This is a genomic window from Streptomyces sp. S186, from assembly GCF_051603415.1.
Classification (GTDB): Bacteria; Actinomycetota; Actinomycetes; order Streptomycetales; family Streptomycetaceae; genus Streptomyces.
In genome coordinates this window covers 4853894-4868932 of the sequence record NZ_CP193932.1, presented here as the reverse complement: position 1 = coordinate 4868932, position 15039 = coordinate 4853894, and the positions used below count along the sequence as shown (strand labels likewise).

17 protein-coding genes and 1 pseudogene are annotated in these 15039 nt (G+C 72.6%); 10 read left to right on the top strand and 8 right to left on the bottom strand.

What is annotated here, in order from left to right:
• Positions 1–15: 15 nt before the first annotated feature.
• The 4 genes from ACRAS8_RS21095 to ACRAS8_RS21080 all read right to left on the bottom strand — a co-directional run bounded on the left by ACRAS8_RS21095 (position 16) and on the right by ACRAS8_RS21080 (position 3825).
• On the bottom strand, positions 16–207 hold the full coding sequence (locus tag ACRAS8_RS21095; protein WP_438487550.1) for a hypothetical protein: 192 nt from the start codon (positions 205–207) through the stop codon (positions 16–18).
• A gap of 152 nt (positions 208–359) precedes the next feature.
• Positions 360–1238 (bottom strand): SDR family oxidoreductase, encoded by an 879-nt coding sequence (locus tag ACRAS8_RS21090; protein WP_438487549.1) that lies wholly within the window; start codon positions 1236–1238, stop codon positions 360–362.
• Positions 1235–2278, bottom strand: coding sequence for an alpha/beta fold hydrolase (locus ACRAS8_RS21085; RefSeq protein ID WP_438487548.1), 1044 nt, complete (start codon positions 2276–2278; stop codon positions 1235–1237). The genes ACRAS8_RS21090 and ACRAS8_RS21085 overlap by 4 nt, the downstream gene beginning before the upstream one ends.
• On the bottom strand, positions 2275–3825 hold the full coding sequence (locus ACRAS8_RS21080; RefSeq protein ID WP_438487547.1) for a flavin-containing monooxygenase: 1551 nt from the start codon (positions 3823–3825) through the stop codon (positions 2275–2277). Before ACRAS8_RS21080 ends, ACRAS8_RS21085 begins: the two co-directional genes overlap by 4 nt.
• A 290-nt stretch (positions 3826–4115) precedes the next feature.
• Between ACRAS8_RS21080 and ACRAS8_RS21075 the strand changes: the two genes are divergently transcribed.
• Positions 4116–4946: a MerR family transcriptional regulator gene (locus tag ACRAS8_RS21075; protein ID WP_438490557.1), complete on the top strand. Its 831-nt coding sequence runs from the start codon at positions 4116–4118 to the stop codon at positions 4944–4946.
• Here the strand turns inward: ACRAS8_RS21075 and ACRAS8_RS21070 are convergent.
• On the bottom strand, positions 4864–5667 hold the full coding sequence (locus ACRAS8_RS21070) for an exodeoxyribonuclease III (RefSeq protein ID WP_438487546.1): 804 nt from the start codon (positions 5665–5667) through the stop codon (positions 4864–4866). The two genes, ACRAS8_RS21075 and ACRAS8_RS21070, sit on opposite strands and share 83 nt — an antisense overlap.
• Before the next feature lie 156 nt (positions 5668–5823).
• Positions 5824–6108 (bottom strand): annotated as a pseudogene (locus ACRAS8_RS21065) (protein-L-isoaspartate(D-aspartate) O-methyltransferase); the annotation flags it as partial.
• 671 nt (positions 6109–6779) lie between these two features.
• On the opposite strand from ACRAS8_RS21065, the gene ACRAS8_RS21060 reads away from it, so the two are divergent.
• The 8 genes from ACRAS8_RS21060 to ACRAS8_RS21025 all read left to right on the top strand — a co-directional run bounded on the left by ACRAS8_RS21060 (position 6780) and on the right by ACRAS8_RS21025 (position 11786).
• A complete protein-coding gene (locus tag ACRAS8_RS21060) occupies positions 6780–7616 on the top strand; it encodes a helix-turn-helix domain-containing protein (protein WP_438487545.1) in 837 nt (278 codons plus the stop codon).
• Positions 7613–7819 carry a DUF397 domain-containing protein gene (locus ACRAS8_RS21055; RefSeq protein WP_438487544.1) on the top strand — a complete coding sequence of 69 codons (207 nt, stop codon included), beginning with the start codon at positions 7613–7615 and terminating at the stop codon, positions 7817–7819. Before ACRAS8_RS21060 ends, ACRAS8_RS21055 begins: the two co-directional genes overlap by 4 nt.
• A gap of 82 nt (positions 7820–7901) precedes the next feature.
• Positions 7902–8108, top strand: coding sequence for a DUF397 domain-containing protein (locus tag ACRAS8_RS21050; RefSeq protein ID WP_438487543.1), 207 nt, complete (start codon positions 7902–7904; stop codon positions 8106–8108).
• A gap of 236 nt (positions 8109–8344) precedes the next feature.
• Entirely contained in the window at positions 8345–8575 is a 231-nt protein-coding gene (locus ACRAS8_RS21045; RefSeq protein ID WP_438487542.1) for a hypothetical protein, read from the top strand.
• Positions 8576–8664: 89 nt separating this feature from the next.
• Positions 8665–9162: a GNAT family N-acetyltransferase gene (locus tag ACRAS8_RS21040; RefSeq protein WP_438487541.1), complete on the top strand. Its 498-nt coding sequence runs from the start codon at positions 8665–8667 to the stop codon at positions 9160–9162.
• Positions 9163–9329: 167 nt separating this feature from the next.
• Positions 9330–10283 carry an ABC transporter ATP-binding protein gene (locus tag ACRAS8_RS21035; RefSeq protein WP_438487540.1) on the top strand — a complete coding sequence of 318 codons (954 nt, stop codon included), beginning with the start codon at positions 9330–9332 and terminating at the stop codon, positions 10281–10283.
• Positions 10280–11266, top strand: a complete 987-nt coding sequence (locus tag ACRAS8_RS21030) for an ABC transporter permease subunit (RefSeq protein WP_438487539.1) — start codon at positions 10280–10282, stop codon at positions 11264–11266. The genes ACRAS8_RS21035 and ACRAS8_RS21030 overlap by 4 nt, the downstream gene beginning before the upstream one ends.
• Positions 11267–11393: 127 nt before the next feature.
• Positions 11394–11786: a GntR family transcriptional regulator gene (locus tag ACRAS8_RS21025; protein WP_438487538.1), complete on the top strand. Its 393-nt coding sequence runs from the start codon at positions 11394–11396 to the stop codon at positions 11784–11786.
• An 11-nt stretch (positions 11787–11797) separates the two neighbouring features.
• Here the strand turns inward: ACRAS8_RS21025 and ACRAS8_RS21020 are convergent, their stop codons facing one another.
• Complete coding sequence (locus ACRAS8_RS21020; RefSeq protein WP_438487537.1) at positions 11798–13246, bottom strand: ATP-binding protein; 1449 nt, start codon at positions 13244–13246, stop codon at positions 11798–11800.
• Between the two features lie 97 nt (positions 13247–13343).
• Complete coding sequence (locus tag ACRAS8_RS21015) at positions 13344–13835, bottom strand: hypothetical protein (protein ID WP_438487536.1); 492 nt, start codon at positions 13833–13835, stop codon at positions 13344–13346.
• A 385-nt stretch (positions 13836–14220) separates the two neighbouring features.
• Between ACRAS8_RS21015 and ACRAS8_RS21010 the strand changes: the two genes are divergently transcribed.
• Positions 14221–15036: a MerR family transcriptional regulator gene (locus tag ACRAS8_RS21010; RefSeq protein WP_438487535.1), complete on the top strand. Its 816-nt coding sequence runs from the start codon at positions 14221–14223 to the stop codon at positions 15034–15036.
• Positions 15037–15039 lie beyond the last annotated feature (3 nt).

The window sequence follows — 15039 nt, the reverse complement described above, 5'->3', positions numbered from 1 at the left end:
CCGGGCGTCCGGGCGTCAGCTCTGGAAGCGGTCCTCGACGTCGTCCAGCGACTGCTGGCCGCTCTCACGGGACTGCTGGCCGCGCTCCTGGGCCTGCCGGCCGCGCTCCTGCTGCTGCCGGCCCCGCTCCTGACCCTGCTGGGCCCGCCGCTTGGCCTCGTCCTTGAGCTGCTGCGCCTTGTCCTTGAACTGGTCTTCGATGCCCATGCTGTTACTCCTGTTGGGGGTGTGGGGAATCGGGCTCGATAAGCGTGACACGAACCGACATCCGTCGCATTTCGATCACAATCGGACACCCTCCGTGGCCGGCTCCGGGACGTGGACCGGCCGGAACCCAGCCCCCCACCGCTAGGGCGCTTCTAACCGTTCATCCGGGCCTTCTCATCCGCCTCCCCGCCCGCGCCGACCAGCCCGGCCCGGAACCCGTCCAGCCGGTTCCCGAACCGCCGCATCTCGCGCTGCCCCACCGTCCCGATGACGCCGGGGAGATAGCCGCGCACCGACTGCATCCCGCGCAGCCACCACTGCCCGTAGACATGCGCGGAGCGGCGCTCGATGCCGGCCACCAGGCGGTCCACGGCCGGGCCCGGCGGATAGGTCTTGTTGGACGGCCAGGGCAGCCGGGCGCGCAACTCCCGCATCAGGTCCGCACGGTCGGCGCCGCGCACCATGTCGGTGTCGGTCCAGCTCAGATAGCCGACCCCGACCCGGACGCCCTTGTGGCCGACCTCGGCCCGCAGGCTGTGCGCGAACGCCTCCACGCCCGACTTCGACGCGCAGTACGCGCTCATCATCGGCGCCGGCGTGAGCGCGGCGAGCGAGGCGATCTGGAGGAAGTAGCCACGGGACGCGGCCAGCGCCGGCAGGAACGCCCGGCCGGTGATCGCGCTGCCGATCAGGTTGACCTCGATGACGCGCCGCCAGGCCACCGGGTCGGAGTCGACGAACGGGCCGCCGGTCGCCACCCCGGCATTGGCGACGACCACGTCGATCTTCCCGAAGCGGAGCCGCACCTCCTCCGCGACCCGGGACATCGCCTCGTGGTCGGTGACATCGGCGTGCCAGTGGTGCGCCGGGCCGTGCAACGACGCGGCGACCGCGCGCAGTTCGTCGGGCTCCAGGCCGACCAGCGCCAGGGTCGCCCCGCGCGCCGACAGCTTGCGCGCCAGCAGCGCCCCGACCCCGCGCGCCGCGCCGGTGACGACCACGACCTGCCCGTCGAGCTTGCTTCCGTTCACGCCGCCTTCCCCCTCTTCTGCCGCTCCTGCTTCTGCTGCTCCTGCTTCTCCCGTGCGGTCTCCTGCCGCTCGGTCTCCTGCCGCTCGGTCTCCTGCCGTGCGGCCGGGCGCTCGCCATGCGGGGCGGCGGCGTCGGCCAGGTGGTCGCGGACGAGTTCCCGCAGCCGTCCGGCCACCGCGTCCGGGTCCTCGACGGGGGTCATATGGCCGAGCCCGGGCAGCTCGGTGAGCCCCACGCACTGCGGCAGGACCGAGGCCAGCCGCCGGGCGTGCACGAACGGGGTGAGCCGGTCCGCGGTGCCCGCGAGGACCGCGGTCGGCACCTCCAACCGGCTGACGCCCCGGGTCAGTTGGAGGTGGTAGAGCACCATGCCCCAGTGGGCGCGGACGCCGGTCGGGCAGGCGTGCACGATGCGCGCGCACGCCTCGATCTGCTCGGCGCTCGACCCGGGGCCCATCGTGGCGTACCGCAGGGCGTGTTTGGCCGCCGGGGAGACCGGGCCGAGCGGGGCGCGCGAGCCGAGCAGGAGCCGGTGCGCCTGTCGGCGGCCGCCGGGGGTGGGCAGCGGGAACACCCGGGCCTCGGCGGCCAGGTCGGCGCAGCCGGTGCTGCACAGCAGGACGGCCGCGGCCCGTTCGCGCAGCTCCGGCCGCTCGGCGGCGGCCATGATCGTCATGCCGCCCATGGAGTGGCCGCCGACGACCGCCCGTTCACCGGGGGCGAGGCTCTGCTCCAGGACGGCGACGAGGTCGTCGGCGAGCGCGCGGGTGCTGTGGCCGGCGGGTGGCACGGCCGGGCTGCGCCCGTGGCCCCGCTGGTCGTAGAGGATCACCTTGTGGTCGCCGGCCAGTTCCCGGACGACCGCCGCCCAGAACGCGGTCGAGCAGGTCCAGCCGTGCGCCAGGACCACCGCCGGGGCGTCCTCGGGGCCGTGGACCTCGGCATGCAGCCGGGACCCGTCGGCGGAGGTGACCTCCAGGGTCCTGCGGGGCACCGGCGGTGCGTAGCGGCCCCGGGTGAGGTGTGCAGGACGCTTCATGCCGCCACCTCCTCGGCGGCCGCCCGGCCCGCGGCGGCTGCCGGCGACGGCTCGTCGCCCGGTCGCCTCCCCGGTGGCCGGATCAGCTCGTACTCGGCGAGGTCCACCTGCCGGGTCGCCCGGCGGAACTCTGCGGTGGTGCCCGGCCAGGCGGTGGTGTTGCGCCCGTTGGCGTCCAGGTACCAGCTGTCGCAGCCGCCGGTGTTCCACACCGTGCGCCGCATCCGCTCCTGGAGGGTGCGGGTCCACTCGTCGACCGCGGACCGCCGGGCGTCCAGCGCGATCCGGTCGCCGAGGAGGTCCAGTTGGCGCAGGAAGTCGACGAGGTAGTTCAGCTGCGACTCGATCATCAGGATCATCGAGCTGTTCCCCAGACCGGTGTTGGGCCCGATGATGGTGAGGAAGTTGGGGAAGCCGGCCGCGCTGGTGCCGCGCAGCGCGGCCATGCCGTCCTTCCACTCCTCGGCGAGGGTGGTGCCGCGGGCCCCGGTGACCCGGTGCGCGATCGGCATGTCCGTGACGTGGAAGCCGGTCCCGAAGATGACCGCGTCCACCTCCGCCTCGCTGCCGTCCGCCGCGACCAGCACACTGCCCCGGATCTCGCGCAGCCCGGACGTCACCACGTCCACGTTGGGCCGGGTCAGCGCCGGGTACCAGGTGTTGGACAGCAGGATGCGCTTGCAGCCGATGCGGTAGTCGGGCGTCAGCCGGGCCCGCAGCGCCGGGTCCTTGATCGCCTTGTGCAGGTGCGCCTTGGCGAGTTTCTCGACGAGTCCCAGCTCGCCGGGCCGCTTGGTGAACGCGCCGACCTGCATCTCCCGGATGCCCCAAAGGAGTTGGCGGCGCAGCTGGCGGGTGGCCGGCACCTTGGTGTGCAGCCACCGCTCCAGCCCGCTGATCCGCCGGTCGGCCCGCGGCATCACCCACGGCGGGGTCCGCTGGAACACCGTCAGCCGGCCGACCTCGGGCTGGATCGCCGGCACGATCTGGATCGCCGAGGCGCCGGTGCCGACCATGGCGACCCGCTTGCCCCGCAGGTCGTAGTCATGGTCCCAGCGCGCCGAGTGGAAGACCTTGCCGGGGAAGTCCGCCAGCCCCGGGATGTCGGGGATCTGCGGGTCGGAGAGCGGCCCGGTGGCCGACACCACCACATCGGCGGTGAACGGCCCCTGGGCGGTGTCGATCTCCCACCGCAGCTGCCGGCCGTCCCAGCGCAGTGCGCGCACCTCGGCGCCGAACCGCAGATGCGGCCGCAGCCCGAAGGTGTCCGTCACCCGCTCCAGGTACGCCCGGATGTGCGGCTGCCCGCTGAAGTTGCGCGGCCACTGCGGGTTGGGCGCGAACGAGAACGAGTACAGGTGCGAGGGCACGTCGCAGGCGCACCCCGGATAGCTGTTGTCCCGCCAGGTGCCGCCCACCGAGTCCGCCCGCTCCAGGACCACGAAGTCGGTGATCCCCGCGCGCCGCAGCCGCACGGCGGCCCCCAGTCCGCCGAACCCCGATCCGATCACCGCCACCCGCACATGCCGCTGCCCGTCGTCGGCCATGCCGCCGCCACCTCCCGAGTCGACGCTTCACCGTCCCCAATCGCGCCAGCAATCACTGGCACGATTGGCACGGTTGGAGCGTAGGACAGTCACGTACCGAGCGGTAGGGGTTGCACGAGGGGAAGTTACCTCCGGTCACCCGGGACGCCCTCCGACACCGCCCCGCATAGGCTGGCCCCGTGGCAGACCAGGCGGCAGCACCGACCCCCCAGGGCCCCCGGGACGCGGACACCCGCGCCCCTCAAGGGGACGCGCACCCCCAACGCGCCCCGAAGGAGCGCGAGTTCCGCATGGCCGACCTGGCCCGGGAGGCCGGCATCACCGTCCGCACCCTGCGCTTCTACCGCGAACGCAAGCTCATCCCGCCGCCCCGCCGGGAGGGCCGGATCGCCTGGTACAACGAGCACCACCTCGCCCGCCTGCGCACCATCGCCGCCCTCCTGGAGCGCGGCCACACCCTCGGCGGGATCGCCGAACTCCTCACCGCCTTCGAGACCGGCCGCGACGTCGGCGAACTCCTCGGCCTCCCCAGCCCGCTGCTGACCCCCTGGTCCGAGGAGACCCCGGTCCGCCTCACCCCCGAGGAGCTGGCCGACCACTTCAGCGGCGAGGTCACCCCGGAAAACCTCGCCGCCTCCCTCTCCCTCGGCTATCTGGCCGTGGACGGCGACGAGTTCGTGCACATCAGCCGGCGCCTGCTGGACGCCTCCACCAGCCTCGTCGCCCAGGGCATACCGCTGGCCGCCGTACTGGAGGCCGGCGGCCGGGTCCGCGCGCACGCCGACGCCCTCGCCGACCTCTTCACCACCCTCATCCGCACCCACCTCTTCACCACGCTCCACGACCTCCCCCGGGCCACCGAGGCGGTGGAAAACCTCCGCCCCCTCGCCAAGGGCGTCGTAGAGGCCGAACTCTCCATGGCCATGGACCGCCGCATCCGCACAGAACTGGAACGGCTACTGGGCGGCGACGACCGGAGCACACCGCCGCACGGCACCGACGGCACCGAGAACGGAGCGGACGCGGGTGGTGCCGCGGCTACGCCTCGTAGACGACCGTCACCGGTGCGTGATCGCTCCAGCGCTGGTCGTACGCCGCCGCCCGCTCCACGTACGCCTTGACGGCCCGGGCCGCGAGACCGGGCGTGCACATGTGATAGTCGATGCGCCACCCTGCGTCATTATCAAACGCGCGCCCGCGGTAGGACCACCACGAGTACGGCCCCTCGGCGTCCGGGTGCAGCGCGCGGACGGCGTCCACATAGCCGCCCCGCTCCTCGTCCAGCACCTCGGACAGCCAGGCCCGCTCCTCCGGCAGGAAGCCGGACTTCTTCTGGTTGGCCTTCCAGTTCTTCAGGTCGGCCTCCCGGTGGGCGATGTTCCAGTCACCGCAGACCACCACCTCGCGGCCGTCCGCCGCGGCCCGCTCGCGCAGCCCGACCAGATACGGCAGGAACTCCGCCATGAAGCGTTCCTTCTCGTCCTGCCGCTCGGTGCCGACCTCGCCGGAGGGCAGATACAGGCTGGCCACCGTCACCCCGGGCAGGTCCGCCTCGACGTACCGCCCGCTGCCGTCGAACTCCGCCGACCCGAAGCCGACCCGCACCCGGTCCGGCTCCCGCCGCGTGTAGAGCGCGACGCCGGCCCGGCCCTTGGCGGCGGCCGGCGCGTGCACGGTGTGCCAGCCGGCCGGCTCCCGCACCTCCTCCGGCAGCTGGGCGGTCTCGGCCCGCACTTCCTGGAGGCAGAGCACATCGGCGTCGGTCCCGGCCAGCCACGGCACGAAGCCCTTCTTGGCCGCGGCCCGCAGCCCGTTCACGTTCACAGTGGTCACGGTCAGCATCCAGGCACCCTAACCCGGCGAGCGGGTCGCCCCGTCGCCCGGTGACGACACCGCTGTGAGGGCGTCTCTGCGACGCCATCGCTGTCCCGCCCTCACACCCGGCCAGGCGTTCCCCGGATCCTCCAGCCACGCCCGTTCGCCGTCCGCGTCGAGGGTCAGCAGACCCGCGTTCCACCCCGTTCCAGCCCGATCTCAAGGACCCGGTGCCCGCGGCGGACGTCGAGGTCCCGCAGCATGCGGAACACCACGGACGGCATCGATGCCGAGCTGGTGGAGACCGTTCCGGGCGCCGTGCCGGTGTGGTCGCCGTCGTCCCACTGCGTCACGATCGGGCAGTCGGAATCCGCGTAGGCGTACCAGGCTTCCGGGTCGTCCGTCCGGGAGACGGGCACGCTCTTCCCGGCCCGGGGCCCAGTCGGCGGAGAGGGCACCGGCGGACATGAGGGCGCGCCCCAGACCGGTACGGCCGGGGCGCTCCTGGTGTACGTCGGCCATGTTCAGCCGGCCTTGGGCGGGTTGGGAAGCCCGGGACCACCGTCGGGGGTCGGCGGCTGATGGGACATGGGATCTTCTTCCTTCTGTTTGCGGTCGGACTGCTTGAGGTCGGACTCTTTGAGGTTGGATGGTCCGGGAGAGTGGCCGGCGTGGAAGACGAGCGTCGCACCGTGCTCGTCACACCGATACACCGAGGGAGCCCACACGGTCATGCCGTGGCCACCGAACGGGCAGAGAACCGCGCTGCCTTCGGCAGCCGCCTCCGCCCACGGCCCGGTTTCCCGCTGAGCTGCGAGCAGGCGCCCTAGGAGGCGCTGCACGGCCTACCGCTTCCGTCGGTCCGCTTGCCCGCGTTCGACCCCAGCGCCCGCCTGGTCCGCTCCGCGTTCCGCGCACTCAGGTCGTCCGACCTTCCGCCGGCTCCCCGCGCCGCCTGACCGGGCGGGTCATCGAGCTTCTTTCGCTTCGTTCCTTCGTCAGCGCACGCCGAGTACGGCGCACGAACAGGACTGGCCATCAAGCCCTCCTTGCTCTCCGTAGCGGAATCGCTACCGGGGGCGTTCAGATTGGCCTAGAGTCACTGTGTCTTCAACGTTCTAGAAACGGAGGGCACATTGGTGAACCGCAAGGAGTTGAACCCCGAAGCAGGCCCGGAAGCAGCCTTCGGTGCACGCCTTCGCAGCTCGCGCGAGGGACAGGGCTGGACGCAAGACGAACTTGCCGCGCGGGTCAGCTACTCGGGCCGGCACATCTCGGCAGTCGAAACCGGCCGCAAGCCGCCAACTCTTCGGTTTTCGCGGAGCTTAGACGCTACGTTTGGCTTCGCCGGGACAGCGGAGTCGTTCGAACGTGCCTGGGGGGAGATCCGCAACGGCAGTCTGTTGGAGGGCTTCCCGGAGTACGTAGGGCAGGAGGCCCGAGCGGCAGAGATCCGGCTGTTTGAAGTCGGAGCGATTCCCGGATTGCTCCAGACACCGGAGTACGCAAGAGCTCTGGAAGACGGCAACGTAAAGCGGGGCACGCTCACACCCGAACAAGCCTCTGAGCGGGTTGAGTTCCTGCTGGAGCGGCAAGCAGCTCTGGTGCGGCGCATCCCACCCATAGTGATTGTGGTCTTGGACGAGAGTTGCATTCGGCGCTTGATCGGAGGGCCCGAGGTCATGGAGCGCCAGCTGTCCCAGCTGATCGAGTTTGCCGAACAGCCCAACACTGTCCTCCAACTAGCCCCGTACACCATGGGCGAACGCCGCCCGTTTGATCGGCTGGTGAATCTGCTGACACTGCCGGATCGCTCGCTGATGTACTACGTCGAGTCCCAAATCCACGGGCAGTTAGAGAGGGAGCCCACATCTGTACTGCCACTGGTGAGGGCCTACCATCAACTACAGGCCGAAGCGCTCTCGCAGGCGGATTCAGTGGCCATGATCGAGCAGGTACGAAAGGGCACCCTGTGACGACCGACTCCCTCACACCCACCTGGTTCAAGTCTTCCTTCAGCGGCAACGGTGGTTCCTGCATCGAGGTCGCCACCAACCTCATAGCCACGCGCGGCGTGATCCCCGTCCGCGACTCCAAAGACCCGGACGGCCCGCACCTGCACCTCACCCCACAGGCATTCGCCGACCTCGTAGCGCTGGCAAAGCAAGCACACGTCTGAGCCCACAGCGCACAGCGGCTCCCGAACGGCTCTCGCAAGCGGCATCCGCGGCCTTGATCGATCAACTTCGGAAGGGTTCCCCGTGACGACCGAATCCCCCCGTTGGTCCAAGTCCTCGTACAGCAACAACGGCGGCGCCTGCATCGAGGTCGCCACCAACCTCATAGCCACCCACGGCGTGATCCCCGTCCGCGACTCCAAAGACCCGGACGGCCCGCACCTGCACCTCACCCCACAGGCGTTCGCCGACCTCGTAGCGCTGGCAAAGCAAGGCCAAGCGCACAGCTGAGTCCACAGAACACGACGACGGCGCCCCCGTCCGGGACCTCCCGGCGGGGGCGCTTCGCGTTGCCCCGGCCGGGCGCACCCGCATATGCCGAGACGGCCAGGGTCCAGCCGCGACCGGCGCGTCACCGGCCGAGCCGCCACTCCTCCGATTACCCTTTCGTCACTCTATGAAGTCAGCCGACATCAGAGCGCGCCGGAGTACCCCGCGGCCGCCGCTTGCACCCCCTTGGAGATGACATGCGCAACCTTCGCAGGGCCACCACTGTCGCCGCCCTCCTCTGCGGCGCCGCCGTCCTCGGTACCGGTACCGCCCAGGCCGACAGCGACCTGCTCGGTATCCGGCAGTCCAGTTCGTGTCTCAGAACGGTCCTCCCCGTCAACGCCGTCGGCTCCGTCGGGGTCGGTAGCGGTCTTCAGTCCACCAACCTGCTCCCGAGCATCGGCTGCTCCAACAGCTTCAGCAAGTGAGGAGGGTCCATCCGGGGGTGGCCCACCTCACCCCCGCCGGGCCCGCCCTGCTCTTCGGTCACGGGAGGCGCTTCCGTACCCTTCGCCTCATGGAGATACGCCCCGTCCGCTACGACCACCCCGACGCGGTCCGGCTCGCCGAGCAGGTGCAGCAGGAGTACGTCCGGCGGTACGGCGACGGCGACCTGACGCCGCTGGCACCGGAGATGTTCGTGCCGCCGCGCGGCCTGTACCTGATCGCGTACGAGGACGGTGCGCCGCTGGCCACCGGCGGCTGGCGGGTCCAGGAGGACCTCGCCGCGGGGTACGCCGCCGGGGACGCCGAGATAAAGCGGATGTTCGTGGTGCCGCAGGCCCGCGGCCGCGGGCTGGCCCGGCGGATCCTGGCCGCGCTGGAGGCGGACGCCCGGGCCGCGGGCCGCACGCGGATGGTGCTGGAGACCGGCACCGAGCAGCCCGAGGCGATCTCGCTGTATGCCTCCAGCGGCTATGCGATGGTCGAGAAGTTCGACGAGAAGTTCGGCTGCTACCGGGCCTACGAGTCCAGTCGCTGCATGGCAAAGCTGCTGGTCAGCACCTCCGCCTAGCGCCGCCTAGCACCGCCTGGTCACCACCGGCGGTCGGCTCCCGATCCCCCTGCGGCCAGCGCCTGCCCCCTCCCCCGGCAGCAGCCCAGGCCACCCCCGCCTTTGACACCTCCCGCGCCGCTCTCCATACTCATTCCACTAATTAACTAGCTAAAGGGGGGATCAGCGTGCACGACCCGAGCCCGGGCCCCTGGGCGATCGAGGCCGACGGCCTGGGGAAGCGGTACCGCCGCCGGTGGGCGCTCCAGGAGTTCTCCTTCCGGCTGCCGGCCGGCCGCGTCTGCGCCATGGTCGGGCCCAACGGCGCCGGCAAGAGCACCTTCCTGGGCATCGCGGCCCGGTTGATCGAGCCGTCCGCCGGCACGCTGCGGCTGTGCGGCCGCCCGGTCGGCGACCCCGCCGCCCGGGAACGCGTCGCGTACCTCGCGCAGGACAAGCCCCTCTACCCGCGCTTCACGGTCGCCGAGACACTCCGGCTCGGCCGCGAGCTGAACCCGCGCTGGGACCAGGCGCTGGCCGAACGCATCGTCCGCGGCGGCGCGATACCACTGGCCGCACGGATCGGCACCCTCTCCGGCGGCCAGCGCACCCGCGTCGCCTTCGCGCTCGCCTTCGGCAAGCGCCCGGAGCTGCTGCTGCTCGACGAGCCGATGTCCGACCTGGACCCGCTGGCCCGTGACGAGCTGTCCGGGCTGCTGATGGCGGAGGCCGCCGAACACGGCACCACCGTCCTGATGTCGTCCCACATGCTGACCGAGGTCGAGGAGATGTGCGACCACCTCCTCGTCGTGGCCGGCGGCCGGCTGCGGATGGCCGGCCCGACCGAGGAACTGGTGCCCGCGCACACCCTGGTGACCGGGCGGACCGTCGACGGCCGGATCCCCAGGGAGCTGGCCGAGCGGCACACCGTCGTCGAATCCCGCGTCAGCGGACGGCAGTTCAGCGCCATGCTGCGGCCGGCCGGACCGCTCGCCGACCGCCCGGAAGCCGCCCCGGACACCCCCGACGCCCCCTGGGACGTCCTGACGCCGAGCCTGGAGGAGATCCTGCTGGCCTGTATGCGCGCCCCGGAGGCACCCGCCCTGATCGTGGACGAGTCCCGGAAGGAGACCGCGGCATGAGTACCGCCACCACCACCCACGAGGCCGCGGCGGTCGGCCGCACCACCTCCGGACCGCTGCGCGGCACCCTCTGGCTGGTCTGGCGCCGGCACCGCACGGCGCTGCTCACCGGCGTCCTGGTCACCCTCGCCGCCTGCGCGCTCTTCTCGTACCAGCGGATCGGGCTGATGGGCTTCCTCGGCGGCCATGACGCCGACGGGACGACGCTCGACGAGGAGTTCCGCAACCGGTTCGGTCCGGCGTTCAGCAGGGATCTGCAGTTCCTGGAGCTGGTGCCGGTGCTGGTCGCCGTGTTCCTGGGCGCGCCGCTGATCTCCTCCGAACTGGAGCGCGGCACCCTGCGGCTGGTCACCACCCAGTCCGTCAGCCGCGGCCGCTGGCTCGCCGCCACGCTCGCCCTCCCGCTGGCCCTCGTCACGGTGTGCACCGTCCTGCTGTCGGCGGTCTTCCAGTGGCTCTGGTCGCCCGCGCACTCCCTGGTGGTGGGCGGCGACTGGCTCAACAGCGGCCCGTTCGACGTCACCGGCCCGATGCTGGTCGCCAAGACCCTCTTCCTCACCGCCTGCGGCGTCGCCCTGGGCAAGCTGATCAAGCGGGTGGTGCCGGCGATGCTGGCCACTGCGGCCGCCGCGGCGGCGGTCAGCGTGGTCTGGGGCGCCAAGGTGCGGCCGGCCCTGGGCACCCTGCGCAGCACCACCTACCCGTACAACAGTGGCAGCGGCCCGCACCTGCCGGCCGACGCGGTCCGGATGGACGACTGGGTGGCCACCGCCGACGGCCGGCTCTTCGGCTTCGGCACCTGCGTCCACGACGCCCACCCCGACGCCTGCCGGGCAAAGCTGGGCATCGTCAACAACGTCACCCAGTACTTCTCCTACGACCAGATGCCGGGGATGCAGTGGCTCGGCGCGGGCATCCTGCTGGCGCTGACCGCCGTGGTGCTGGCGTTCGTGGTGTGGCGGGCCCGCCGGCGGCCGCTCTGAACGGGCGCCCGGCGCCGACCCGGCGGCGCTTTGACACCCACCTCGGACGGCCCGATGATCAAGCGGTCGGCCGACGCCCCGGCCGGGATCGGACGCGCGCAGAGGCAGCAGAGGCAGAAGAGAGGCGGTGAGCGCCGTGGAGTTCCGGATCGACCGCCGCAGCGGCGTCGCCACCTACCTCCAGATCGTCCAGCAGGTCCAGCAGGCGCTGCGGCTGGGCATCCTGGTGGAGGGCGACCGGCTGCCCACCGCCGCGCAGGTCGCCGCCAGCACCAAGGTCAACCCGAACACCACGCTCAAGGCGTACCGGGAGCTGGAGCGCGAGGGTCTGGTGGAGCCGCGGCCCGGGCTCGGCACGTTCGTCAGCCGCACCCTGGCCCGGCCCGACTCGGCCGCCGACGCCGTGCTGCGCGAGGAGCTGCGCGGCTGGATGGACCGCGCCCGCGCCGAGGGCCTGGACCGCGAGGACGTCCGGGCGCTGCTGAACTCCGTTCTGGAGGACCGCTTTTCGGACGGGTGAGGCGGGGGCGGTCAGGGCGTGTCCGACGGCCCTGTCCCGCCGGGGCGTGTCTGCTCGTCGTCCGGGTGCGCCCGCTCGCTGTCCGAGCGCGCCTGCTCGCCGTCCGGGCGCGGCTGCTCGCCGTCCGCATCCGGGCACAGTGCCGCCCGCAGGTCGACGGTGGCCAGAGCCCCGCCTCCGGGTGGATTGGCGAACCGCAGCCCGGCGCCCAGCACCCGCGCCTGTCCGACGGCGATGGTCAGCCCCAGGCCCAGCCCGGGCCCGCCGCGGCCGCCACCGCTGCGGAACCGCTGCGGGCCGTGCGCCAGCAGCTCCTCCGGGAAGCCGGGCCCGGCGTCCCGCACCCGTATCACCCCGCCGTCGACCTCCACGGTCACCGGTGCCGCGCCGTGCCGCCGGGCGTTGCTGACCAGATTGACCAGGATGCGCTCCACCCGCCGCGGATCGGTCTCGACCAGCCCGTCCGCGCCCACCCGCACCTGTATTTCCCCGTTCTTCCCGTGCTCCTCGTTCTCCCCGTTCTCCCCGTCGGCCGGGGCCCGTTCCGCGCCGGCGGCCGCGCTGCCGACGGCCGCACTACCGCCCCCGGCGCCCGCGGACGGCCCGACCGCAGACGGCTGACCGGCCGCCGCCACTGCGCGCCGCACCAGCTCCCCCAGCGGCCGCACCTCCCGGTCCGCCTCCTCGGTACGGGTGTCCAGCCGGGCCACCTCCAGCACGTCCTCCATCAGCCCGCGCACCCGCTCGGCCCGCTCCCGGACCATCCCGGCGGGCCGGGACGGCGGCAGCAGCCCGGCCGCGGCGACCAGGCCGGCGACCGGGGTCCGCAGCTCGTGCGCGATGTTCGCGGTGACGTCGCGCTCGGCCCGGAGCCGCCCGGCGAGCGCCTCCGCCATGGTGTTCACGGCCGCGGTGAGCTGCGCGACCTCGTCATTGCCGGACCGCGGCAGCCGCGCGCCCAGATCCCCCTCGGCGATCCGCTGGGCGGTCGCCGCGGACGCCGTCAGCCGCCGCCCGAGCCGGTGCGCGACCAGCAGCCCGACCACGCAGCCCAGCGCCGTACCGGCCGCCCCGGCCACCCACAGGATCCGGTCCAGCGCCTCGACGGTCCGCTGCTCGCGCTCGTAGGGCCGCTTCAGCGCGACGATGTCCGTGCCCTGCCGGGTGGCCGCCCACAGATACGGCGTACGGCCGCCCTGCTCCAGATAGACGCCCCGCCGGCCGCGGTCCACCAGTGCCCTCAACGGGCCCGGCAGATCCCGGGGGTTGATCAGCCCGCGGCCGGTGTCGATCCCGGCGGCCCGGTCCTGGACGGTGGTCTGGAGACGGCTGTCGAGGGTGTTCCCGGCCAGGTCGAGCTGGGCGTTGACGGTGTGCTGGTGGACGAGGACGCCGACGAGCACCGCGACCACCGCCGCGGTGGCGGAGATCGCGATGCCGATCTTGGCGCGCAGCCCCATCCGTTCCCTTCTTCCGTTCCTGCCGTCGCCTTGGTTCCTGCCGTCGCCGTCGACGTCCTGCCCCGCCGCCCGTGTATCCGGGCCCCGGGCCGCCCGCCTACTGGACGTCGGGAAGGTGCAGGCTCACCCGCCCCAGCTCGGCGGCCTTCGCGCCGTGCACTTCGGGCGCGACCACCCCGGCGCTGGAGTAGTACGCGAAGCCCTGCTGCCGCTGCAGCCCGCTCAGCGTGACCTTCACCTGATACGGCCTGCGCACGCACGCCGGCGCGCACCAGTCCCCGACCAGCCCGCCGCCGGCCACCGCGGTCGCCCCGCCCCACGACTCCCAGCGCAGCCCGGTCAGCCGCGCCGAGTCGCCCAACGGGAGGGAGGACGGGCGCTGCAGCGGGCGCCCGGCGTCGCCCGCCGCGTAGACCGGGCCGGTGCGCGCGGTCGGCGCCACGGCCGGGCCCTCGTCCCGCAGCAGCGGATGCGGCCCGCCGCACCCGGCGACCACCGCGGCGACCGCTGCGGCGAGCAGCACCGCGAACAGCGCGGCCCCGGCGGCCCGAAGGGCCCGGGCGGTGGCGGTGGCGGTTGCTGGTCTCACGGATTCCTTCGGGGCGGGGGACGGCGGACGAGCCTGGGGGACGGCGGACGGGCCTGTGCACCGGGCACACCCTTCACCTCAGGAGCACCCTGCCCATCAGGCGAACGCACCCTGCGTACACAAGGATGTACGGATACGTACACGCGAGCGAATACCTGTTTCCCGACAAATGTAACGGGGTCCCCGCGAAACCGACGCCCGGCCGCACCACCGGCACCGCCCGCCACTCGCCACTCGTCTCCCTCGCACCGCCACCGTCCCTCCCTTGACCCTCACGTCACGTCAGGCTCCACCCTTGTCCACAGCACAGGCCACGCGCCACAGGAGCACAGGCCACGCACCGCACCCGTCGTACCCTCCCCCTCCCCCAACAGAAAGGCACCCCATGGGATACCCGGTAGGCCAGGTCTCCGCCTTCGCCGGGGTCACCGTCCGCACCCTGCACCACTACGACAAAACGGGCCTGCTCCGGCCCGGCGACCGCAGCCCCGCCGGCTACCGCCTCTACAGCGACGCCGACCTCGCCCGGCTCCAGCAGATCCTCTTCTACCGGGAGCTCGGCTTCCCGCTCGACGAGATCGCCATGATCCTGGCGGACCCCCACGCCAACGCCCTCGACCAGCTGCGCGCCCGGCACCGCCGGCTCACCGAGGAGATCAACCGGCTGCAGCGCCTGGTCGAGGTCGCCGAGCAGGCCATGGAGGTCCAGCAGACCGGCGTCCGGCTCACCCCGGAGGAGCGCTTCGAGGTCTTCGGCGAGATCGCGTTCGACCTGACCTACGCCACCGACGCCGACCGCAAGTGGCGGGACAGCGACGGCTACCGCCGCTCGATGGCCCGCGCCGCCGCCCACACCAAGGACGACTGGGCGCAGATCATGGCCGAGGCCGCCGACTGGCGGGCCCGGCTGACCGCCGCCTTCGACGCCGGCGAACCGGCCGACGGCGAACGCGCCATGGACCTCGCCGAGGAGCACCGCCGGCACCTCACCCGGTGGTTCACCCCGTGCGCCACCGACATGCACGGCCGGATCGCCGACGACTTCGCCACCGATCCGCGCGCCTTCGCCCTGATCGTCCCGCCCACCGAACAGCGCCCGGGCCTCGCCCCGTACCTGCGCACCGCCATCCACGCCAACGCGGTCCGCCAGTCGCCCCCGCCACCCACCGCCGCCCCGGCGACCGGCACCCCCGCTCCCTGACCC